Origin of the sequence: Roseobacter sp. HKCCD6576-2 (assembly GCF_013179285.1) — a bacterium.
Taxonomy (GTDB): Bacteria; Pseudomonadota; Alphaproteobacteria; order Rhodobacterales; family Rhodobacteraceae; genus Rhodophyticola; species Rhodophyticola oceani.
On sequence record NZ_WVNW01000001.1, the window covers coordinates 1,385,981 to 1,407,904 of the forward strand.

Annotated in this window: 22 protein-coding genes; 15 read left to right on the plus strand and 7 right to left on the minus strand. The window is 61.3% G+C overall.

Annotated features, from left to right (window positions below; translation table 11 throughout):
• Window positions 1-2 precede the first annotated feature (2 nt).
• The 12 genes from GTF44_RS06850 to GTF44_RS06905 all read left to right on the plus strand — a co-directional run bounded on the left by GTF44_RS06850 (window position 3) and on the right by GTF44_RS06905 (window position 11,834).
• The gene (locus GTF44_RS06850) at window positions 3-1,118 is read left to right on the plus strand and encodes an ABC transporter ATP-binding protein (protein ID WP_171558483.1); all 1,116 of its coding nucleotides are present in this window, start codon (window positions 3-5) and stop codon (window positions 1,116-1,118) included.
• A 72-nt stretch (window positions 1,119-1,190) separates the two neighbouring features.
• Window positions 1,191-2,687: an FAD-dependent oxidoreductase gene (locus GTF44_RS06855; protein ID WP_171558484.1), complete on the plus strand. Its 1,497-nt coding sequence runs from the start codon at window positions 1,191-1,193 to the stop codon at window positions 2,685-2,687.
• Entirely contained in the window at window positions 2,684-3,436 is a 753-nt protein-coding gene (locus tag GTF44_RS06860) for a 3-ketoacyl-ACP reductase (RefSeq protein ID WP_171558486.1), read from the plus strand. The genes GTF44_RS06855 and GTF44_RS06860 overlap by 4 nt, the downstream gene beginning before the upstream one ends.
• 7 nt (window positions 3,437-3,443) lie before the next feature.
• Complete coding sequence (locus tag GTF44_RS06865; protein WP_171558488.1) at window positions 3,444-5,030, plus strand: GMC family oxidoreductase; 1,587 nt, start codon at window positions 3,444-3,446, stop codon at window positions 5,028-5,030.
• Window positions 5,031-5,034: 4 nt separating this feature from the next.
• The gene (locus GTF44_RS06870; RefSeq protein WP_171558490.1) at window positions 5,035-6,201 is read left to right on the plus strand and encodes a dihydrodipicolinate synthase family protein; all 1,167 of its coding nucleotides are present in this window, start codon (window positions 5,035-5,037) and stop codon (window positions 6,199-6,201) included.
• A gap of 6 nt (window positions 6,202-6,207) precedes the next feature.
• Entirely contained in the window at window positions 6,208-7,221 is a 1,014-nt protein-coding gene (locus GTF44_RS06875) for a LacI family DNA-binding transcriptional regulator (protein ID WP_171558491.1), read from the plus strand.
• The gene (locus tag GTF44_RS06880; RefSeq protein WP_171558493.1) at window positions 7,218-8,477 is read left to right on the plus strand and encodes a glycerate kinase; all 1,260 of its coding nucleotides are present in this window, start codon (window positions 7,218-7,220) and stop codon (window positions 8,475-8,477) included. Before GTF44_RS06875 ends, GTF44_RS06880 begins: the two co-directional genes overlap by 4 nt.
• A 1-nt stretch (window position 8,478) precedes the next feature.
• The gene (locus GTF44_RS06885) at window positions 8,479-8,799 is read left to right on the plus strand and encodes a Dabb family protein (RefSeq protein WP_145209987.1); all 321 of its coding nucleotides are present in this window, start codon (window positions 8,479-8,481) and stop codon (window positions 8,797-8,799) included.
• Between the two features lie 123 nt (window positions 8,800-8,922).
• Window positions 8,923-9,483, plus strand: a complete 561-nt coding sequence (locus tag GTF44_RS06890) for an RNA polymerase sigma factor (RefSeq protein WP_171558495.1) — start codon at window positions 8,923-8,925, stop codon at window positions 9,481-9,483.
• The gene (locus GTF44_RS06895) at window positions 9,480-10,091 is read left to right on the plus strand and encodes a zf-HC2 domain-containing protein (RefSeq protein ID WP_171558496.1); all 612 of its coding nucleotides are present in this window, start codon (window positions 9,480-9,482) and stop codon (window positions 10,089-10,091) included. The genes GTF44_RS06890 and GTF44_RS06895 overlap by 4 nt, the downstream gene beginning before the upstream one ends.
• A 12-nt stretch (window positions 10,092-10,103) precedes the next feature.
• A complete protein-coding gene (locus GTF44_RS06900) occupies window positions 10,104-11,321 on the plus strand; it encodes a S8 family serine peptidase (protein WP_171558498.1) in 1,218 nt (405 codons plus the stop codon).
• Window positions 11,322-11,411: 90 nt separating this feature from the next.
• Window positions 11,412-11,834 (plus strand): hypothetical protein, encoded by a 423-nt coding sequence (locus GTF44_RS06905; protein ID WP_171558500.1) that lies wholly within the window; start codon window positions 11,412-11,414, stop codon window positions 11,832-11,834.
• 63 nt (window positions 11,835-11,897) lie between these two features.
• Here GTF44_RS06905 and GTF44_RS06910 read toward each other — a convergent pair whose 3' ends face one another.
• The 4 genes from GTF44_RS06910 to GTF44_RS06925 form a co-directional block, all read right to left on the minus strand.
• Complete coding sequence (locus GTF44_RS06910) at window positions 11,898-13,601, minus strand: ABC transporter ATP-binding protein (RefSeq protein WP_145209972.1); 1,704 nt, start codon at window positions 13,599-13,601, stop codon at window positions 11,898-11,900.
• Window positions 13,601-14,554, minus strand: a complete 954-nt coding sequence (locus GTF44_RS06915; RefSeq protein ID WP_171558502.1) for an ABC transporter permease — start codon at window positions 14,552-14,554, stop codon at window positions 13,601-13,603. The genes GTF44_RS06910 and GTF44_RS06915 overlap by 1 nt, the downstream gene beginning before the upstream one ends.
• Entirely contained in the window at window positions 14,551-15,528 is a 978-nt protein-coding gene (locus GTF44_RS06920; protein WP_171558503.1) for an ABC transporter permease, read from the minus strand. The genes GTF44_RS06915 and GTF44_RS06920 overlap by 4 nt, the downstream gene beginning before the upstream one ends.
• Before the next feature lie 104 nt (window positions 15,529-15,632).
• On the minus strand, window positions 15,633-16,022 hold the full coding sequence (locus GTF44_RS06925) for a LuxR C-terminal-related transcriptional regulator (protein WP_171558505.1): 390 nt from the start codon (window positions 16,020-16,022) through the stop codon (window positions 15,633-15,635).
• A 10-nt stretch (window positions 16,023-16,032) separates the two neighbouring features.
• Here GTF44_RS06925 and GTF44_RS06930 point away from each other — a divergent pair, with 10 nt between their 5' ends.
• Together GTF44_RS06930 and GTF44_RS06935 are read left to right on the plus strand one after the other, a co-directional pair.
• Complete coding sequence (locus tag GTF44_RS06930; protein ID WP_171558507.1) at window positions 16,033-16,401, plus strand: nuclear transport factor 2 family protein; 369 nt, start codon at window positions 16,033-16,035, stop codon at window positions 16,399-16,401.
• Window positions 16,398-16,580, plus strand: a complete 183-nt coding sequence (locus GTF44_RS06935) for a hypothetical protein (RefSeq protein ID WP_171558508.1) — start codon at window positions 16,398-16,400, stop codon at window positions 16,578-16,580. The genes GTF44_RS06930 and GTF44_RS06935 overlap by 4 nt, the downstream gene beginning before the upstream one ends.
• Window positions 16,581-16,660: 80 nt before the next feature.
• On the opposite strand, the gene GTF44_RS06940 is transcribed toward GTF44_RS06935, so the two are convergent.
• From GTF44_RS06940 to GTF44_RS06950, 3 genes are all read right to left on the minus strand, one after another.
• The gene (locus GTF44_RS06940; protein WP_171558510.1) at window positions 16,661-17,596 is read right to left on the minus strand and encodes a glutathione S-transferase family protein; all 936 of its coding nucleotides are present in this window, start codon (window positions 17,594-17,596) and stop codon (window positions 16,661-16,663) included.
• 107 nt (window positions 17,597-17,703) lie between these two features.
• Complete coding sequence (locus GTF44_RS06945; RefSeq protein ID WP_253261160.1) at window positions 17,704-19,263, minus strand: ABC transporter substrate-binding protein; 1,560 nt, start codon at window positions 19,261-19,263, stop codon at window positions 17,704-17,706.
• A gap of 186 nt (window positions 19,264-19,449) precedes the next feature.
• The gene (locus tag GTF44_RS06950; protein ID WP_171558511.1) at window positions 19,450-21,039 is read right to left on the minus strand and encodes an ABC transporter substrate-binding protein; all 1,590 of its coding nucleotides are present in this window, start codon (window positions 21,037-21,039) and stop codon (window positions 19,450-19,452) included.
• Between the two features lie 219 nt (window positions 21,040-21,258).
• Between GTF44_RS06950 and GTF44_RS06955 the strand changes: the two genes are divergently transcribed.
• Complete coding sequence (locus GTF44_RS06955; RefSeq protein WP_171558513.1) at window positions 21,259-21,885, plus strand: CDGSH iron-sulfur domain-containing protein; 627 nt, start codon at window positions 21,259-21,261, stop codon at window positions 21,883-21,885.
• The last annotated feature ends 39 nt before the right edge of the window (window positions 21,886-21,924 follow it).

Here is a 21,924-nt window from a genome sequence, read left to right on the forward strand (position 1 = left end):
CCATGGGTTTTCTCGACATCAACAACGTCACCAAATCCTACGGCGCGGTCGAGGTATTGCACCAAGTCGATATCTCGGTGGAGGAGGGGGAGTTCCTGGTTCTGGTGGGTCCATCCGGCTGCGGAAAGTCCACGCTGTTGAACATGATCGCGGGGCTTGAGGGGATCACGTCCGGTGAGATCGCGATCAAGGACAAGGTTGTGAATGGCGTCCACCCGTCCAAACGCAATATCGCGATGGTGTTTCAGTCCTATGCGCTCTACCCGAATATGACGGTTGGCCAGAACATCACCTTTGGCTTGGAAATGCATGGCACGCCGAAGCCGGAGCGCGAGAAGGCGATGGCCGATGTGGCCAAGCTTTTGCAGATCGAAAACCTGCTCGACCGCAAACCGGGCCAGCTTTCCGGCGGGCAGCGCCAGCGGGTTGCGATGGGCCGTGCCTTGGTGCGGAACCCGGATGTCTTCCTGTTTGACGAGCCGCTTTCCAATCTCGACGCGAAATTGCGTGTCGATATGCGGACCGAGATCAAGAAACTGCACCAAAAGCTTGGCACAACAATCGTTTACGTGACCCATGACCAGATCGAGGCGATGACGCTTTCGACCCGGATCGCGGTGATGTTCAACGGGTATGTGCAGCAACTTGGCACGCCGAGCGAGATCTATAACTACCCCTCCAATCTGTTTGTGGCGAGCTTCATGGGGTCGCCCTCGATGAACCTTCTGCCTGCGACGGTGGTGGACGAAAACGGCGCGCTTCATGCCGAGGTGACCGATGCCGACGGCAAACCGGTCCGCCTGCGGTTCGCCGCAGAGTCCGCCAATTTGCGCGCCTATTTGGGCAAGGAGATCATCCTTGGTATCCGGCCCGAGGCGATCACCGACCCAGAAGGCGCGGATCGCAAGGCGCTACATGTGCAAAGCTTCCCAAACACGGTGGGTGTCACGGAACCGGCCGGGGCCGACACATTCGTGACCTCAACCATCTCGGGCAAGGATTGCATCGCGCGGATGCGGGCCGACGCAAATGTGCATCCCGGCAGCGCATTTGATTTCGCGATCAATATGGACAAGGCTGTGGCGTTCGATCCCAAGACCGAAGATCGGATCGGCTGACCCATCGGGGCGGCCCGCGTGCCGCCCTTTCTTTTGAGTTGGAATTGGAAGGTTCCAAATGCGAGTTGCGAGATGAGCATCGACGTTTTGATCATCGGCTCCGGCATGGGCGGGGCGACGTTGGCCGCTGCTCTGGCGCCGACCGGGGCGCGCATTGTCATCCTGGAACGGGGTGAGCGATTGAACGACAGTGACGATGCGCGCGATCCGCAGGCGATATTCGGGAAGGGTGTGTTTCGGCCCGATGAGATATGGCTTGATGGAGCGGGGCAACCGTTCGATCCCGGCAATTACTATTGCGTTGGTGGCAACAGCAAATTCTACGGGGCGGTCTTGCTGCGCTATCGCGCGGCGGATTTTGCGCCGATTGCCCATCTGGGCGGCACGACGCCTGGCTGGCCCATCACCTACGCAGAGCTTGAGCCGTGGTATCAGGCGGCTGAAGAGATGTATCAGGTGCGCGGCGCGCAAGGTGAAGACCCGACCGAGCCGCCGCATTCCGGGGCTTACCCACATCCGCCGCTGCCCGATGAACCCGAGATTGCCGATCTGCGCGCGCGTCTGATTGGGGTGGGGCTGCACCCTTCTTCTTTGCCACTTGGCGTGGATTTGCCGAAGTGGTTGGCGCGCGCAGCGACGCCTTGGGACGCATTTCCAGATACAACCGGCGCCAAAATGGACGCGGAGAGCGTCGGGCTGGCCCAAGCTTTGGCGTTTGAAAACGTGACGGTTGAGACGGGTGTGCATGTTGACAAGCTGCAGGTTGATGGCGCGGGCCGCATTCTTGGCGTTCGGGCGACCGGACCGACGGGCCAGGTCGAAATAGCCGCTCGATATGTGGCACTGGCCGCTGGTGCCGTAAACACCGCCGCACTTTTGCTGCGGTCCGCGACTGAAGCTTACCCGACCGGTCTTGCCAACCGCTCCGATCAGGTCGGGCGGAATTTCATGAACCACAATTGCTCCGCCGCACTGGCGATCCACCCGTTCCGCCGCAACCGCGCGACCTACCAAAAGACGCTGCAGATCAATGATTTCTATACCAGCGGTGGCGCAGATGGCGCGCCGCTTGGCAATATTCAACTGCTTGGCCGGGTCTCCGCCCCGATCCTTGCGGCGCAGACGCGATTGCCACGTCCGCTGGCCCGCTGGATCGCGGATCATGCAATTGATTTCTATGTCATGTCGGAGGACCTGCCCGATCCGGAGAGCCGCGTGACACTCAAAGGGGATCGGATCGTGCTGGATTGGAAACGCTCCAATTGGGCGACCCATGAAGCCCTGGTTGCTCGCCTGAAACGGGTGCTGCGCAAAGCTGGCTTCCCGGTGATCCTCTCGCGCCCCTTTGACCGCCGCACGCCGTCGCATCAATGTGGCACCGCCCGGATGGGGCGAGACCCGGCGCTCAGCGTGGTCGACTCCTTCGGCCGGAGCTTCGATCATCCCAATCTCTTTATCACCGATGCCAGCATTTTGCCGACCTCGGCCGCCGTGAACCCAGCGCTTACCATCGCCGCCAACGCGTTGCGCAGCGCGGCACATGTCACAGAAACGGAGCTTGCCGCATGACCCGCGTCGCGCTGATCACTGGGGGACAACAAGGGATCGGGTTTGGCATTGCGCAAGCCCTGAAAGAGGCCGGGTTTCGGGTTGCGATTTGCGCGGAGCAACCTGAGGACAGTGCCGCTGTTCAGGATGCCGTTTCAATGTTGGGCGCTGACTATTATCATCATGATTTGAGCGTGGTAGGAGGTGAAGCTCATCTTCTAGATGCCATTGCTGAACGTCTCGGACCGGTGAGCTGCTTTGTCTCTAACGCGGGCGTACCGGCCAAGATCCGGGGCGATATGCTCGAGATGACGGTCGAGAGTTTCGATCATGTCATGGCCGTCAATCTGCGCGGCGGGTTCTTCCTGGCGCAAGAGGTGGCCCGGCGCATGTTGGCCGCCCCAGATGGACCCTATCGGTCGATCCAATTCGTCACCTCGGTCAGTGCCGAAATGGTCTCGGTTGAGCGGGCCGAATACTGTATCTCGAAAGCCGCGGCGGCGATGATGGCGCAGCTCTATGCGGCTCGATTGGCCGAGGCGGGGATCGGTGTTTTCGACCTGCGCCCCGGCATTATCGACACCCCGATGACCGCTGCGGTGAAAGACAAATATGACGCGTCGATTCAGGCCGGTTTGGTCCCGGCGAAACGATGGGGCGAGCCCGCCGATATCGGGCGCGCAGTTGCGGCCTTGGCGAGCGGACAATTCGCCTTCGCGACCGGGGCAGTGATCCCGGTCGATGGCGGCTTGTCGATCCAGCGGTTGTGAGGGGAAGATGGCGGAGAGCTACGACATTATCATCGTTGGCGGCGGAAGCGCCGGGTGCGTCCTCGCGGCGCGGCTGTCTGAGGCCGCTGACCTGAAGGTCTGCCTGCTGGAGGCCGGGGGCCGTGATTGGCACCCGTTTTACAAGATGCCTGCGGGATTCGCCAAAATGACCAAGGGGATTGGTGCCTGGGGCTGGCAGACCGTGCCGCAGCGGCACATGCAGAACCGTGTGCTCAACTATACGCAAGCTCGGGTGATCGGCGGCGGTTCGACCGTCAATGCACAGATCTACACGCGCGGCAATGCGCTCGATTACGATGAGTGGCGGCAGATCGGGTGCGATGGCTGGAGCTACGACGATGTGCTGCCTTACTTCCGCAAGGCCGAAGACAATGACACCTATAACAACGCCTATCACGGGCAGGGCGGTCCGCTTGGCGTCTCACAACCCCGCGCGCCCTTGCCGATCTGTGATGCGTATTTCGAAGCGGCGGCTGAACTCGGCATCCCGCGCAATCATGATATGACCGGAGAGACCCAAGATGGGGTTGGATTTTATCAACTTACTCAAAAACATGCGCGCCGATCTTCAACCTCAGTTGCGTATCTAAAGCCGGCTCTCAATCGGTCCAACTTGACGGTCAAAACCGGTGTTCAAGTGCGCTGGCTCATTGTCGAAAACCATCGTGCGGTTGGTGTGGAATTGATGGATGGCGCTCGGGTGATGGCGGAGCAGGAGGTGATCTTGTCTTCCGGCGCGATCGGGTCGCCCCGATTGCTGATGCTCTCAGGGCTTGGCCCAGCGGATCATCTGCGAGAGGTGGGTGTTGACGTGATCCTCGATCAGCCGGAGATCGGTGCCAATCTACAGGATCACTTGGACCTCTTCACGATCTCCGAATGCACCGGCGATCATACCTATGACAAATATGCCAAGCCGCATTGGTCCGCGGTTGCGGGGTTGCAATATCTGCTCACCAAGCGCGGGCCGGTGGCCTCCAGCCTCTTTGAGACGGGGGGATTTTGGTATGCCGAAGAGGGCGCGCGCAGCCCGGATATTCAGTTCCATCTTGGCCTTGGCTCCGGGATCGAAGCGGGCGTTGCGAAGATGGCGAACCCCGGTGTCACCCTCAACTCGGCTTATCTGCGCCCGCGGTCGCGTGGCACCGTGCGATTGGCCAGTGCGGACCCGGCGGCCGCGCCCCTCATCGATCCGAATTACTGGGCCGACCCGCATGATCGCGAGATGTCGATTCGGGGGCTGAAACTGGCGCAGGAGATTCTGCGCCAGGATGCGCTGAAACCCTTCGTGAAGCGGGAGGTGTTGCCTGGCCCGGATGTCCAAAGCGACGCAGAATTCCACAACTTCGCCTGCGCCAATGCCAAGACCGACCATCACCCGGCGGGGACGTGCCGCATGGGTCCGGATGCTGCGGCGGTGGTCGATACCAGGCTGAAATTCAATGGGATCAGCGGGTTGCGCGTGGTCGATGCGTCGATCATGCCGCGGCTGATTTCCTCCAATACCAATGCGCCGACCATCATGATCGCGGAGAAAGCCGCCGACATGATCCGCGCCGATCATGGGGTGTGATCCGATGCTGCTCCCAACCTATTCCGGCACGCTGGAACCCTACAGATTGCAAGGTGATCCGTTAACCCCACGCGCGCCATCGGTGCCTTTTACCCGCACGGCTTTTGCGGCGGCCCATGTGGTGAGTGATCCCGTGGCCGAACGCGCGCCCTGGCAGGGGCGGCCAGCGGTGGACTGGGACAGCACGTTGAAATTTCGCCATTATCTATGGGATCAAGGGCTTGGCCTGGCCGAAGCGATGGACACGGCACAGCGCGGGATGGGGGTGGATTGGGCCACCGCCAAAGAGCTAATCGAGCGCACCATGATCGAGGCGAAGGCGCATCCGCTGACCCCGCGCGTGGCCTGCGGCGCGGGAACCGATAAGGTGCCGCTGGAAGAACTTCGCACCGTCGATGCGATTATCGCGGCGTATGAAGAGCAAATGGCGGCGATTGAGGCGGCGGGGGGACAGATCATCTTGATGGCGACCCGCGCGCTTCCGGCGATCGGGGCAGATACCGAAACCTATGCGCGCGTTTATGGCCATTTGCTTGGCCAAGCAAAGGACCCTGTGATCCTGCACTGGCTCGGCGATATGTTTGATCCGGCGCTGTCTGGCTATTGGGGCAGTGCTGATGTGGCCGCCGCGTCCGACGCGGTGCTGGCGATCATCAAGGCGCATCAACATAAGGTCGATGGCATAAAGATCTCCCTTTTGGATCAGGCGCATGAAGAAGCCTTCCGCGCGCGACTGCCGGAGGGCGTCCGGCTCTACACGGGTGATGATTTCAACTATGCGCCCTTGATCGAGGGCAACGGGAGCCACCATTCCCACGCTCTTCTTGGTATTTTCGCGGCGATCGCACCGGCTGCGGCGCAAGCGCTTGAAGCGCTCGCGCGTGGTGATCATCAAACTTATCACACGCTGTTAACCCCGACCGTTCCGTTGAGCCGGGAAATCTTCAAAGCTCCCACGCAATTCTACAAAGCGGGCATCGCCTTTCTGGCTTGGCTGAATGGCGCACAGGACCATTTCATTATGCCCGGCGGGTTCCAATCCGCCCGCGAGATTGCCCACTATGCGGAGGTCTTTCGCCTTGCGGATCAGGCGCGGCTTTTGGCCCGGCCTGATCTGGCGGAGGCGCGGATGCGCGTGTTATTGGGCCTGTATGGGATCGACGGGGGATAGTCGGGGTTGAGTAAAAGACCGACCATATTGGATGTGGCCGACCATGCGGGCGTGTCAAAATCCACGGTTTCGCTGGTGTTGCAGCGGAGCCCACTGGTCAAGGCGGAGACCGCTGATCTGGTGCGCAAATCTATGGCCGATCTGGGCTATGTCTATAACCGGGCGGCGGCGCAATTGCGCGCGGGTGGGGTGGGGCTGATCGGTATGGTGATCAACGACCTCCGCAACCCGTTTTTCACCGAGTTTGCCACCTCTGTGCAAATGAGCCTCGCCGCGCGCGGCTATGCCACGATCATCTCGAACACCGATGAGGACGACGTGTTGCAGGCCCAGGTTGCAGGCTCGATGATTGAGCATGGCGTGTCAGGCTTGGTAATTTCACCCGCCTATGGCGAGACGGAGGCGATGTTCGATCGGATCGCGCGCGCCGGTCTGCCGTGTCTACAGATGTTGCGCTGCGCGGACCCGCGGACCGATCTCTTCCCATTCGCGTCCTTCGATTACGCGACAGGCGGGGCGGAGGCGACGCAGCATCTCTTGGACACTGGCGCGGAGAACATCGCCTTTGTCGGCGGGGTGGAGGGGTTGCCGATCACGCAAGAGCGGCTGTCGGGCTATCTCAGCACGCTGGCCGCCGCAGGACGCAAACCGTTCATCTTGCCCGGTCGCGCAGCGCGGGGGTTTGGGCGGGAGGCGGCTTTGCAACTGACCCGGGATCACCCCAAGATCGATGCGGCTGTGTGTTTTAATGACCTCGTGGCCCTGGGCATGTTGTCGGGCTTTGCGGAGATTGGCCGGAAGGTCGGGCCTGAGTTTCAAGTGGTCGGCTTCGACGATATCGAAGAATGTGCACAGGTTTATCCACAACTCTCCTCGGTAAGTTGCGATATTGCAAGTTTCGGGGATTTTTCTGCCAATTTGATGTTAAGTTGGTTAGAAAATGGAAGGAAGCCGCCATCGGAGTATTATACCGATGTGCATCTCGTGACCCGAGCCTCCAGTCAACGAGGGCAGATATGACGCCAGAAACCCGCCTCCGTACCCTCTTTGACCGGGCGGTCGAAGTGGCTGACCCGATGCGCAGCTTGCCCGATCACCTGCCGCCCAAACCAGATGGCCGGGTGCTGGTGGTCGGCGCGGGCAAGGCGTCGGCCCGTATGGCGGAAGCGGTGGAGAGCGTTTGGGGGCCTTGCGACGGGCTCGTCATCACGCGCTATGGCTATGCGCGCCCTTGCCAGGGTATCGAAATCGTCGAGGCGGCGCATCCGGTGCCGGACGCAGCCGGGCAGGCGGCGACCGCCCGCATGTTGGCGTTGCTTGACGGTCTTGGCCCAGATGATTTTGTCTTGGCGCTGATCTCGGGTGGGGCTTCGGCCTTGCTGGTGCAGCCCGCGGGCGAGATCAGTTTGGACGAAAAGCAAGCGATCAATGCCGCGCTTTTGGCCTCCGGCGCGCCGATTGATCAGATGAACACGGTGCGCAAACATCTGAGCCGGGTGAAGGGGGGGCAACTGGCCGCCGCAGCCTATCCCGCCAAGATGTTGACCTTGTTGATCTCCGATGTGCCGGGCGACGATCCGGCTTTTATCGGGTCCGGTCCAACCGTGGCCGATAGCAGCACCCGACAAGACGCCGCGCGCATTTTGTCGGCGTGGCGGATCGACATACCGGACTCGGTGGGCGCGGTTTTGTCCGAGCCCACTGGGGTCCTGCCTCCCGGTGACCCACGTTTGGAAACGGTTGAGAACCGCCTCTACGCCGCGCCGTCGCAATCTCTGGCTGCCGCCGCAGAACTGGCGGAGCAGGGGGGTATAACCGTCGAAATCCTGAGTGATGCGCTTGAGGGAGAGGCCCGCGACGTTGCGGCCGAACACGCCGCCCTTGCGCTGACCCGCCAACGGGCGATGGCACCTGGCGCCGCGCCACATCTGATCCTTTCGGGCGGTGAACTGACCGTGACGCGCCGCGGCGCGGGCGTTGGCGGGCCGAACGCGGAGTATGCGCTCGCGCTGGCTTTGGCGTTAAAGGGGGCGCCAGGTATCCACGCACTGGCCTGTGACACGGATGGCGTGGATGGGGCGGCGGAGGTTGCCGGTGCCGTGATCGGGCCGCAGACTCTGGTCAAAGCAGTGGCGGCGGGGGCGGATGCGGCGGAGGCTTTAGCGCAGAACGACGCGCATGGGTTCTTCGCGGCTTTGGGCGATCAAGTGATCACCGGGCCGACCCTGACAAATGTGAATGATTTCCGCGCCATTTTAATTGAAGGACCTGCATAACATGCTGAAACATAGTGTTTATATCGCCGCGCATGATTCAGACGCCTTGGCGAAAGTGTCCGATGCGATGACGTTGATTGAAGGGCTTCAAGCAAAGCTGCCGGGCATGCTGGACCTCGCCCATGGGCCCAACCTGGATTTCGAGCAAAAATCCCAGACCTACTCCTATGGCTTCATCATCACCTTCACCGACCGGGCGGCGCATCTGGAATATGAGACCCATCCTGACCATCAAGCGGCAGGCGCGCTCTTGGTGGCTGCGGCAACTGGCGGGCATGACGGCATTTTCGTCACCGATTTGGACGTCAGTGCTCAGCTCTAGCGTCTTGACAGAGAAAGCATATCCATAGAGCCCTGAAATTGTTAAGACATGTCCGAATACTCCGGACCTGCCAGGTTGAGGACACATGCGAAGCTTTCAAACCGCCCGACCACAGGTGGCGCGATGACCGATAACCAGACCCAAGCGGCGCTCTTGGCGCGCGTTGCCGAGGGCGACAAACAGGCGCTTGCGGCGCTTTATAAGGCGCTGGAGAAGCCGGTTTTCCGATTTATCCGCTCCAGATTGAACGATTCCTTTGAAGCCAGCGACATACTCCATGACGTGTTTATGGAGGTTTGGCGTTCCGCCGGCCGTTTCGAAGGAAGATCAAAAGTGCAGACATGGATTTTTGGCATTGCCTACCGAAAGGTGATCGACGCGCACCGCAAACGCGGGCGCACCGATCTGATGGGAGAAACCCCCGACAGCGTGGATGATAGCCCCGATGCGGAGACCTGTTTGGCCTCGAGCCAAGAGGCGGAGCATGTGCGTCATTGCCTAGAGACGTTGAAGGATGACCACCGCGCCGCGATCGCGATGGCCTTCTATGACGACATGACCTATGGCGAGATTGCCGAGGTTGCGGGCGTGCCCGAGGGCACAATCAAAACCCGGGTCTTTCACGCAAAGAAACTGTTGATGCGCTGTCTCTCGGGCCTTGTGGAGCGGAGGGTTCCGGCATGACCCAGAATATCGAAGAACTGCTGCCGTTTTATGCCAATGGAACACTGGACGAGGCGGAACGCGCCGAGGTCGAGGCGGCCCTTGCCGAAGATGGTGATTTGCGCGCCGAGTTGGAGGTTCTTGTGGCCCTTCGTGCTGCGATGCAGGCCGAGGCGGTGCAGAGCCCCGGCGAGTTTGGGTTGGCGCGGCTGATGCGGGATGTGGAGGGCACGGATCAGGACGTCATCCCAACGGCCTCGCCCGAAAATGTTGTCCCACTCCGGCGGCTCAGAATCTGGCAGATTGCGGCAGCGCTGGTGTTGGCGGCGGGCTTGGCGCAAACGGTCTTTGTGATGACCGCGCCGAATCAGCCTGGCTTCGAATTGGCGAGCGGCGGCACCGCGCGGGGCGAGGCCGCATTTGTCGTTGGGTTCGCGCCGGGGACGTCCGAAGCCGAGATGCGAGACCTTCTTCTGACAGCCGGGGTGGAGATCATTTCCGGCCCGTCTGCCCTCGGGCTTTACGAATTGACGATCTTCGACGATGCTATGGCGGAGTCCGCAGCCGAGATTTTAAGGGCTGCCGAGGGTGGGATCATCGATACCTTTGAGGCGATGGCCACTGATTAAGAGGCCGTGACCATGCAACGACTGGCGGCATTGCTCATTTTCGTGACGGCGTTCGCCGTGGCAGGGCCTATGGCTTCGGCACAAACAACCGGGGGCCAAGGTGGCCAGGGCGTTGTCACCGACAGGGGTGATGACGGCGAAGGCACGCGCGGCGGCGCATCGCGCGATGCGGTGCGTATCGCAGGAGGCCGCATCGAATATGTGGTGATCGGGCCGCCCGGCCAATCGAATGCCGCGGCCCAGGCGCTGAGCGATCTCGGTGCCGATCTGCGTCGCACGCGAGACTACCCCACCTTGAACCGCCGGGCACTGTTTTTTGCCTTTCCGCAAGGGTTGACCAGCACCCTTGCGCAAGTCCGGCTGGATGCGGCGGCCCCGCAGAGCTTCGTCGACATCCATGCGATTTACCGCTTTGCCCAAGGCTCGCCTCGGCTTTATGCGCCCGAAATGGTCGGTATGGCCGCCCCACAGCGGTGCCAGTTGTCAGGCTCGGTCACGCTTGGGCTGATCGACGGTCCTGTTGATCCGTCGCATCCGGCTTTGGCCCGGGTTCGTGTCACCAATGAGAGCGTCTTGAACCGTGATGACCGGCCACCCGGCGCGGATCATGGCACGGCCGTGGCGATTCTCATGGCCGGTCGGGATGAGGCAGGTGCCCTGGCCGGGTTTGCGGGTGGCGCGCGGCTCCATGCGATCTCCGCTTTCACGCAATCGAGAGGCCGGGAGGCGGGCGATATTGAGCGGATCGCGGCGGCATTGGACCGGCTCCTGAGCCAGGGCGTGCGGTTGATCAATATGTCTTTCGCGGGGCCGGAAAACCGCGCCATGGCGGATGTGCTTGACGCCGCCGCCGGACGAGGTGCGGTGATGATCGCCGCCGCGGGCAATAATGGTCAGGCCTTGGCCGCCTATCCGGCGGGCTATTCGGATGTGATCGCGGTAACGGCTGTTGATGCGGGCTATCGCCGCTATCGCCGCGCGAATTTTGGCGAGCATATCGAGTTTGCGGCCCCTGGCGTTGACCTCTTCGTGGCCACCCGTCGCGGCGCGCATTATGCTTCCGGCACGTCCTACGCTGCGCCGATCATCACAGCGCTTGCGGCCCGTTTGGCGCCCGGTGGCTCGGTGCAGACGGTGCGCAACCGGCTCCGCGCCGCCTCCGTCGATTTGGGTAGCCCGGGCCGGGATGCGGAATTCGGCTGGGGGCTGGTCCGCGCGGGCGGCTGCTAGGCTTTCTTTGAACGTTTGTCCGAGGTCGGACGACCTATGAGCATAGACGCGCGGGGTGCTGGACCCGGCGCAAGCTCTGGAGATCGTCCCATGATCCGCACCGCCATTCTGCTCGCCGCCCTCGCAGGCCCACTGGCCACGTCCCCCGCTGCATTTGCCGGCGCGGAAGACGATCTGCGCGCGTGTTATGCGCAAGTGATCCGCGCGTGCGATGGCGCTGCCCGTTCCGGGATCTGTGCTGATGCCGGCATGGAATCTTGCGACGACATGCATTACGCGGGCGTCACGCTCAGCCCCGAGGTCATCGCCCGGATCACCGAAGGTGACTTGGCGCGGCGCTTTTTCACCCCTCTCCCCGAGATTGCCGATGCAACGCCCATGCCGATCCCGGTGATGCCGTCGCCGTTGCCAGAGGAGACCGCTGAGGTCACGCCTGAACCAGAAGACGAGGATGGCATTGATCCGGAATTGGCCGCGATCCTTGGTTTGATCGAAACCCTCGCCGGGCTCTGATCCTCCCCAATCAGACCCGGATGTGCACCGGCCTGCCGTTCCCCACGGCGGGCCGGTTTTCGTTCATGCGACCGCGAGGCCCTCGTTCGACAACCCATCCAGACGCGGCATGAGCGAGAGAAGATCGCGGGTATAGGGATGCTGCGGATCGGCAAAGAGCGCTTCGGTCTCGGCCACCTCGACCAGTTGCCCACCTTTCATCACGCCGACGCGGTCACACATCTGCCGCACGACGGGCAGGTCGTGGCTGATGAACAACATCGTTAGGTTCAGATGCTCCTGCAAATCCTTCAAGATATTGAGGATTTGCGCCTGGATCGAGACATCCAGCGCGCTGGTCGGCTCGTCACAGATCAAGAACCGGGGCTGGGTCGCCAGCGCCCTCGCGATGGAAATCCGCTGCCGCTGCCCGCCAGAAAACTCATGTGGGAATTTCAAGCCCGCTTCCGCGCCAAGACCAACCCGATCTAGCAATTCATCAACCCGGGCCTTCAACGGTTCACCGGACAGAAGCCCATGGTGCCGGGCTGGCTCGGCCACGATCTGATCCACGCGCATGCGGGGGTTGAGGCTCGAATAGGGGTCCTGGAAGATCATCTGGATCTGTTTGCGATAAAACTCTGGCACGCCGCGCCGCCCGGCGGTCACGTCTTGCCCTTCGAATTGAACCGAGCCGCCATCCACCGCATACAGCCCCGCAATCATCCGCGCGATGGTCGACTTGCCCGAGCCGCTTTCACCCACCAGGCCAAAGACCTCACCCTGTTTGATCTCAAAGCTGGCGCTGTCCACGGCGGTGAAATACTCCCGCCGCGAGGGCAGAAGCGCGGGTTTTTGCAGGAACCGTTTGGTCAGACCGGTGACTTCTAGCAGCTTGCTGCCGCGTTCGGCCTCGGTCGAGGGCCAGTTGCGCGCCAAATCCTCGATATGAAACTCGGTGACCCGCCCGCCATAGCCGATCAAGGGGAAGCGATGCAGCTTCACTGTCGGGCGCGGCACGGCGGCGATGAGCGATTTCGTATAGGGATGGTTTGGTTGGCCCATAACCTGCTCGGTTGTGCCGCTTTCCACCACTTCGCCTTGATACATCACCGTCACTTTGTCGGTCGTATCGGCGATCACACCCATATCATGGGTGATCAGGATCACACCCACTTGGCGCTCCGCAGCCAGTTCTTTGATCAGGTCCAGAATTTGCGCCTGGATCGAGACGTCGAGCGCGGTTGTGGGTTCGTCCGCGATGATCACATCGGGTTCCGAGCAAAGCGCCAGCGCGATCACCACCCGCTGCCGCATCCCGCCGGAGAATTGGTGCGGGTATTGGTTCACGCGGGTTTCCGGATCGGGGATGCCGACGCGGTTGATCAGCTCGATGGCGCGGGCCTCGGCGGCGGCATCGTCGAACCCCAGATGTTCCTGAATTGTCTCGACCAGCTGCTGTTTCACCGTGAAGAGCGGGTTCAGCGACGTCAGCGGGTCTTGGAAAATCATCGAGATTTTCTTGCCGCGCAGGGCCTGCATCGCCGCCGCATCAAGGCCCGAGATTTCGTCACCTCGGAAGCGGATCGTGCCGCTGGTGATATGGCCGGGCCTGTCCAAAAGCCCCATAACGGCGGCGCCGATGGTCGACTTGCCAGCGCCGCTTTCGCCCACCAGCCCATGGATTTGACCCGGTTCGACGGTCAGATCAGCCTTGTTCACAGCCACGAAGGTCTTGCGACGGGTGGGAAACTCCACCGTCAGATTGGTGATTTCAAGCAGACCCATCAGCGCAACCTCGGGTTCAGAGCATCGCGGAGCCAGTCACCCAACAGGTTGACCGCCAGCGCCAGCACCAAAAGCGTGCAGGCCGGGAAGAACAAGATCCACCACTCACCGGAGAAGAGGAAGCCTTGGCCGATGCGGATCAGTGTTCCAAGCGAAGGCTGGGTTGGTGGCGCGCCCACGCCGAGGAAACTGAGCGTGGCCTCGGCGATAATGGCCAGCGCCAGTGAGATCGTGGCGATGACCAGAACCGGCGAGAGGACATTGGGCAAGATATGCCGCGCCATAATTGCAAATGGCGAGCGCCCGATCAGGCGGGCGGCCTGCACATATTCCTTGGATTTCTCCACCAAGGTCGCGCCGCGCACGACCCGCGCGAATTGCACCCAATCCGACAGGCCAATCGCGATGATCAGGACCCAAATGGCCACCTGATCGCGGTATTCAATCGGGGTGATGCCTTTGGCGACCCCAAAGATCAGCATTGCCACCAGAATAGCGGGGAAGGTCAATTGAACATCGGCGACCCGCATGATGATCGTCTCGGTCCAGCCGCCGACATAGCCGGCCAATAAGCCAAGCGAGATGCCCAGGACCATCGCAAAGGCCACGGCCGCAAACCCCACGAAAAGCGAGATGCGCAGCCCGTAAAGGATGGTTGAGAACACATCGCGGCCTTGGTCGTCGGTTCCAAGCAGGAAGCTTTCGCCGGTAAAGGCATTGGCCTCCCCCGGGGCGGTGAACCCGTTCAACAGGTTCAGCGTGGCCGGATTAAACGGATCATGCGGCGCGATGAGCGGCGCGAACACAGCGCTCAACACCAGAATCAGCGTCAGGCAAAGCGAGACCATCGCCACCGGTGAGTGGCGGAAGGAATAGCCCACATCGCTGTCCCAGGCGATGGCCAGACGGGACTGCGCGCGGGGCTTTTCCGGGGTGATCGGGGTATCGGTCATTGGCTTTTCCCCTCAGTCCGAAGGCGCGGATCAATCGCGACATAAAGCAAATCGACGGCCAGGTTGATGCCGACAAACATCACCGAAATCAGCATCAGATAGGCCGCCATCACCGGAATATCGACGAACTGGATGGCATTGATGAAGAGGAGGCCGACGCCCGGCCATTGGAACACCGTTTCGGTGATGATGGCGAAAGCGATGATCGAGCCGAGTTGTAGGCCGGTCACGGTGATCACCGGCACCAGAGTGTTTTTCAACGCGTGGCGGAAATTGATCGCCCGTTGTTTCAAGCCGCGCGCCCGGGCAAAGCGGATGTAATCTTGTCGAAGAACTTCGAGCATTTCCGAGCGGACCAGCCGCATGATCAGCGTCATCTGATAGAGCCCAAGCGTGATCGAGGGCAGGATCAGGGCCAGGAGCCCCGATTGTGTGAGGAAGCCGGTGGACCAGCTTCCAAGCTGGACGACCTCCCCACGTCCAAATGAGGGGAGCCAGCCAAGCTCCACCGAGAACAGATAGATCAGCAAGATCCCGATCAGGAAGGTGGGTAGCGACACCCCGATGAGCGATAACGTCATGATCGCATTTGAGGCAAACCCATCTCGTCGGATCGCTGTAAACACGCCCAGGCCAATGCCCAGAACCAAGGCGAACACCCCGGAAACGGCCGCCAATTCAAGCGTCGCAGGAATGCGTTCGGCAATGATTTCAGAGACTTGCCGGCCTTGTCGGTAAGAGATGCCAAAGTTTCCCTGCACCGCGCCTTCGAGGAAGCGGTAATACTGTACGAAAAAGGATTGATCGAGGCCAAGCTGCGCGCGGAGCCGTTCGACATCCTCCATGGTGCGTTCTTGACCGAGCATGTTGTCGATCGGGTCGCCGACGAAGCGGAACATGGCGAAAGCCACCAACCCGACAACAAGCAGCACGAGAACGGATTGGAGGATACGGCGGATGATATAGTTAAGCATCTGGCTCTTCTGATCTGCTGGATGACTGGGGTCAAGAGGCCGGGGGGCCGGTTATTGTGGTTGTGATCCATCCTTTGGCGGATGGGCCGGGCGATGCCCGCTTGTTAGGCTCTGTTCTGTCGGGCATAGGCGGCAAGTTCGCCCCGGCGGCTGAGGCCAAGACGGGTGAGGATGGCATGGACGTGATCTTTGACGGTGGCGGGGCTGATCCCCAGATGGCGGGCGATGTCTTTGTTCGACTGGCCTTGCAACAGGCACTGCGCCACCTCGCGCTGGCGCCGCGTCAAACCCTGGAAGGTGGGGGCCGGCAGGTGGGCGATGATGACCGGCGCCCCGATGATGGCGGTGGTGGTCAGGTCGATCTCCACGTGATGACCAGCTTCGGCCAAGCGGCCAAGCGCGGGGATGGCACTCCACGCCATAGCGGAACCATCGCGCGCCGTCAGCCCCTCAAGGGCTTGGCGCAGGTTTTCGGCAGATGAAACATCGAACATGGAGGGAAGTATGGCCCAAATTCCGGTGGAAGTGAGTAATTTCTTTTTGTCCATGCAGGCGGGCAAGCCCGGCGCAGCGGCGTTGGAGGCCTGTTTTGCCGAGGATGCTGTCTATGAAGAACCCTTCACTGGCGAAACGCGCCGCCATGAAGGCCGGGCCGCGATTATCAAGGCAATGGCGCTTGGTTGGGAAATGCCGATGTTGGACACACGGATCGAGGTGCTGGGCGCGCAGGTCGTGGACGGCGAGGTGCAGGTGGATTGGGCCTGCCACTCACCCTCAATCCCCGGCGGTCGTGGCAGTGGAAAGAACCGGTTCACGTTGAAAGATGGGCTGATCACGCGATTGATCACCACATTGGATGGGGCCGGGGAATGACCAGATCGCCGGATGTGGATGCATGGCTTGCGGCCTATCACAACCCGATGAAATCGGTTACCGCGCGCGTCTTTCCGAAAACAAAGCAACACGCGCGCTTGATACTCCATAATGGCGCGGCAACTCCCGGCGGATTTCCGAATCTGGCAGGAGACGGTAAAGAGGCGCGGAGCTTCTGAGTCGCCGCATTCAATGATCTAGACGGGCAAGCTTCGGAATTGTCCGCCATTATCCAGGCCTGGTGCACCCTTCGAAACGGTTAGCGGCCGTGGGGCAGCGTCCAGTCGATCGCCGGCCCGGCGGGCACGATCCCAAGCGGGTTGCGGAGCTCCGAGGGCGAGAAATAGCCCTGTTTGTAGATGTCGAATTTGACCGTCTCGGCCACACCCGGCATCTGGTACATCTCGCGGGCATAAGCCCAGAGGTGTGGGTAATCCATTAACCGCCGGATGTTGCATTTAAACGCATAGTGATAGGCCACATCGAACCGAGCCAGCGTTGGGAAGAGCCTTAGATCCGCCTCGGTAAAGCGGTTTCCGCAGAGCCAGCGATGATGACCCAGATGTGCCTCGATCTCGTCCAACGTCGCGAAGAGGCGCAGGACGGCGGTATCATATGCCTCTTGTGTCCGCGCAAACCCGGCGCGGTAGACGCCATTATTCACCTCCGCATAGATCTGCGCGTTCCAGGCGTCGATCTCCGAGCGCAGCGCCTCAGGCGCAAGGTCGGGGCCGGGGAATGCATCGTTCAGCATTCGCACAATATCGGCGCTTTCGTTCGAGACCGGTTGATCGGTCTCCCTGTCCCACAGAAGCGGCACGGTGATCCGCCCGGTATAGGCTGGGGAGGCCAGGGCATAGGCCTGATGCAGCGCAGTGACGCCCTTGAACGGGTCGGCATACGGCCCCGCTTCATCATAAACCCAGCCCTCCGGCGTCCGCCGTGGCCGGGCATAAGACACGCTGATGGTCTCCGATAAACCCTTGAGGGAAATGGTCAAAAGCGCCCGATGCGCCCAAGGGCAGTTCCAGGCGGCATAAAGATGATAGCGCCCGGTTTCAGGCCCAAACCCCGACGATCCATCGCGGGTGATCCAGTGCCGGATCGTGGCTTTCTGCCGCTCATACGCGCCGTTCAGCGTCGTGTCCGGCCCCGGGTCCTCCGCATAATAGACCCCCTCGATCATCACACCCATGTCGCGCCTCCTTAATCAAACAGGGCGCATCTCGCGATACGCCCTGCCTTGCTCTGTCTCAAAACGCGCCGGGCGGAGCCGTCCGACAGGCGCGTCCAAAACTCAGATCAGTTTACGGTCACCCAACGCAGGATGAAGAAGTTATCCGGGCGCTGTGTCAGTTCGATATTGTCGCCAGCGCCCCAAACGAGCGGCTGCACATACATCGGGACATATACCATATCGTCCTGAATAATCGCGGCGGCCTCATCCAGCATCGCCTGACGTGCGCTGTCATCGATCTCGGATTGGATCATCGGCAGCATTTCGTCGATGCGCGGGTTGGAATAGCCGCCGAAGTTCCAAGTGCCAAGGCGCTCGCCATTGGTGTGAACCAGGAAGCGGATCGGGTGCTCAGCATCAAAGGTACCGGGTGACCAGCCCAAGAGATACATGTCGAAATTATCGGCGCGGAGTTCCGGCCAGTAATTCGACACCGGCATGGAGTCCAACTGCGCCTCCAGCCCGATCTGTGCCAGCATCCCAACCACGGCCTGACAGACGGCTTCGTCGTTCAGGTAACGGTCATTGGGGCAAGAGAGGCCGAAGGAGAACCCATCGGGATAGCCGGCCTCGGCCAGCAACCCCCGCGCCGCATCCAGATCGACCTCGGGCCGGGCATCGCGGGCTTCGGAATAGCCGCGCATCGCCGGGCTGACCAACTGGCTCGCCGGTTCCGCATTGCCGCGCATGATGGTTTGCAGGATCGCGTCGACATTCACCGCATGTGCCACGGCCTGACGCACGCGGACATCGGAGAACGGGTTTGGCGCGCCGGCGTCGCCGCCGGCGTAAAGCACGTCATGATCATGGGCGAAGCCCAGCATGATCACGCGCGCTTCGATGCCTTGGATCACTTGGACGCCGTCAGAACCTGACAGGCGTTCGGCATCCTGGATTGGCACCGGATTGATCATATCCACATCGCCCGACAGGAGCGCGGCCACAGCAGTGGCGGAGTTCTGGATCGGGGTCAGTTCGGCGCGGGTGACATTGTGTTCCACCTCGCCCCACCAACCGTCATAGGGCACCAAGACCGTGGTCAGGCCCGGCTGACGCTCTTGAAGCATGAAGGCGGCCGTGCCGTTGGCGTTCAAGGTTGCGTGGTTTTCCTCGTCGCGCGCGGGGAGTTCCGCGCCATTGGCGGCGGCCCAGCCACTGTCCATCATCATCCAATTCGCGATAGAATCCGGGAAAATCGGCTGCGGCGAAGAGGTCATGATGTCGACGGTGAAATCATCCACCACGATCACGTCCGAGACCGGCGAGAACCAGCTTGCTACATCGGATTGTTCAGAAGACGCCCGCTGATAGGAGAACAGCACATCTTCGGCATCAAATGCGCTGCCATCGTGGAAGGTCACACCCTGGCGCAGGTTGAAGCGCCAGCCTTCGCCCTCGCCAATCGGCTCCCAAGAGGTGGCCAGCGCCGGCTCGATCGACATGTCGCGACCGCGGCGGACCAGACCTTCGTAGACATTGTTCAAGAAACCCAGAACCGGCGCGGAGCTGACCGCATGCGGGTCCATGGTCTGCGGGTCGGTTGTGGTGGCCCAGCGGAAGGTCTCCGCCCCGGCCGTCGTGCCAAGGCAGAGCGCCATGGCGGTGAGAGTGAGTGCGCGTTTCATGCAAGCAATTCCCTGTAAGTGGTTGGCCCGCCGTCCATCGGGGCCTGTGGCAGCCTGACGCAGAAGCTGGGCCAGTGTAAAGGCAAAGAGATCACAACGCCGTGATAAGCGCAGTGCGAGACCCCGCCCAAACGCAACAGGGCGCCGCATGCGCGACGCCCTGTCGATCAACATTTCAAGCGCGGTTTAGTTCGCGGAGAAATACTTGAACTTCACCTGATCGTCCGCATCCACCAGGGTGGACCAGTCATCGCTGACCCCCCAGTTCAGGATCTGGTTGTGGATCGGCAGGTAGATCAGCTCTTCCTCGGCCATCTGCCAGAGGCTCGCGATCATGCCGTCGCGCTCGTCCAGATCGACCTCAGAGGACAGGCCCACAATCATCTCATCCATCACCTCGTTGGAGAAGCCGGTGCCGTTCCAGCTGCCGCGGCCCTCGTCACGCGTGTGATAGAGGAAGTTGAAGATATATTCGCTGTCATAGGTCGGAACGCCCCAACCCAGCAGGTAGAAATCCGTCTCGCCATTCGCGATCAGCGGGAAATGCTGTGCGCGGGGCAGGGCGGAGAGGTTCACCGTGATGCCGATCTGAGCGAACATGCCCACGGCCGCCTGACAGATCGCTTCGTCATTGACATAGCGGTCATTCGGGCAGTCGAGCTGGATCGTGAACCCATCGCCATATCCGGCCTCTTCCATCAACGCGTTGGCTGCGTCGATATTGTATTCGGGATAGGCATCCAACGCCTCGGTCCAGCCATGAACCGGCGGCGGCAGAACGACACCGGCGGGTGCGGACTGGCCGCGCATTACGACCTGCATGATCGCCTCGCGGTTGATCGCGATATCCATCGCCTGACGCACCTGCTGGTTGGCCAGCGGGTTCGCGCCCTCCACGTTATCCCGGCTCAGATCTTCTGCGCCGACATTCAGACCGAAGAAGATCACCCGGTTCTGCGGCGCGGTGGCAAGGCCCAGCCCGTCGGCGCTGGCCACACGGTCGAGGTCCTGCACGGGTACGTCTTGGATGAAGTCCACCTCGCCCGACAGAAGAGCCGCCACACGGGTCGCGGGGTTCTGGATCGGTGTGAAGATGATTTCGGAGGCCGCCAGCGGGAACTCCCCGATGCCCCAATAATCCTCAAACGCGGTCAGCACGGTTTGCGCATCCGCCTGACGGCTTTGCAGCACATAAGGCCCGGTGCCATTGGAGTTGCGCGCGCTGAACGTGTCTTCGCCGCCGGCATAATCTTGCACCTCGACCGCGCCGTTTTCCGTCGACCAACCTTCATCCATCATGAAGATATTGGTCAGGTTGTTCGGCAGAAGCGGGTTGGGGCCGTCGGTTTCGATTTCAACCGTGTAGGGGCCGGTGGCTCGCACATCGACAACACCGCTCAACAGCTCTCGGAAGTTCGAGTTGTCCGACATCGCGCGGTTCAGCGAGAAGACCGCATCGGCGCTGTCGAAGGTCTGGCCCTCATGGAAGGTGACCCCTTCGCGCAGCGTGAACACCCATACATTCGGGTTGTCGCCCGAGGGCTGCCAATCGGTGGCGAGGGCGGCCTCCATCGCGCCTTCCATATTGCGCAGGATCAGAGGTTCGTAAATCTGGTGGTTCAGCGTTGTGGTCGGGCCCTCATTTTGCGCATGGGGGTCTTGCGTCAGCGCCTCGGCGGCGCGCGCCCAACGCAGTGTCTCGGCGTCGACCGGGGCGGCGGTCATGGCGGTGGTGGCCAGCAAGGCGGCCGCCATCGCGGTAAAGCGAAGTGTCATGGTATTGCTCCCTGAAGTGTTATGCGCCTGAGTATGCCCGGGAATTTTCCGTTGGCAAGGCGTGCCGCTCGATCTTGTCGTCCGAAGGCCCGAGGATTGCCTTAGGATTAACCTATTGAGCTTGCGGAGAAGGCGGCGCGCAAATCTATTGCCCCAAGCCTCCGCGCTGTGGTTCTCTTTGTGCATTGTGTATCTTTCCCTCAGCCAATGGAGATCTCCATGCGCCCGGTCGAAACCGATGATCTGACAATCGAATTTGACGCCAAGACCTGTATCCATGCCCGCCGCTGTGTGTTGGGCCTGCCGAATGTGTTCAAGCCGGGCACCAAAGGCGGATGGATCCTGGCCGATCAGGCCGACACCGAGGCGCTGGTCCGGGTGATCGAAGCCTGCCCCTCCGGCGCGCTGAGCTACACGCGGAAGGACGGACCGGAGGAGCCGCTGCCGGAGGTCAACACCGCGCGGCTTTGGGAAAACGGTCCAGTGGAGCTGCATGGTGAGATCGTCATCGGTGATGAGACGCGGAGCCGCGCCACGCTCTGCCGCTGTGGGAAATCGGCCAATAAACCCTATTGCGATAACTCCCATATTCAGGCCGGGCTCGAGGCGACGTCGGAACCGGCCTCCAATGATGCGGCGGAACCGTTAGAGGCGCGGGATGGACCGCTGAATGTGCGGGTCGCGCCGAATGGGCCGGTGATTATCTCGGGCAATCTCGAAGTGGTGGCGGGCTCGGGCCGGCAAGTGGATACCACAACCAAGTTCTATCTGTGCCGCTGTGGGGCTTCCAGCAACAAGCCTTATTGCGATGGCAGCCACAAAGAGGCTGGTTTCACCACCGACTAGCTGATGATTGGTCGCGATTGAGGGGCATCGCCTCTGTGG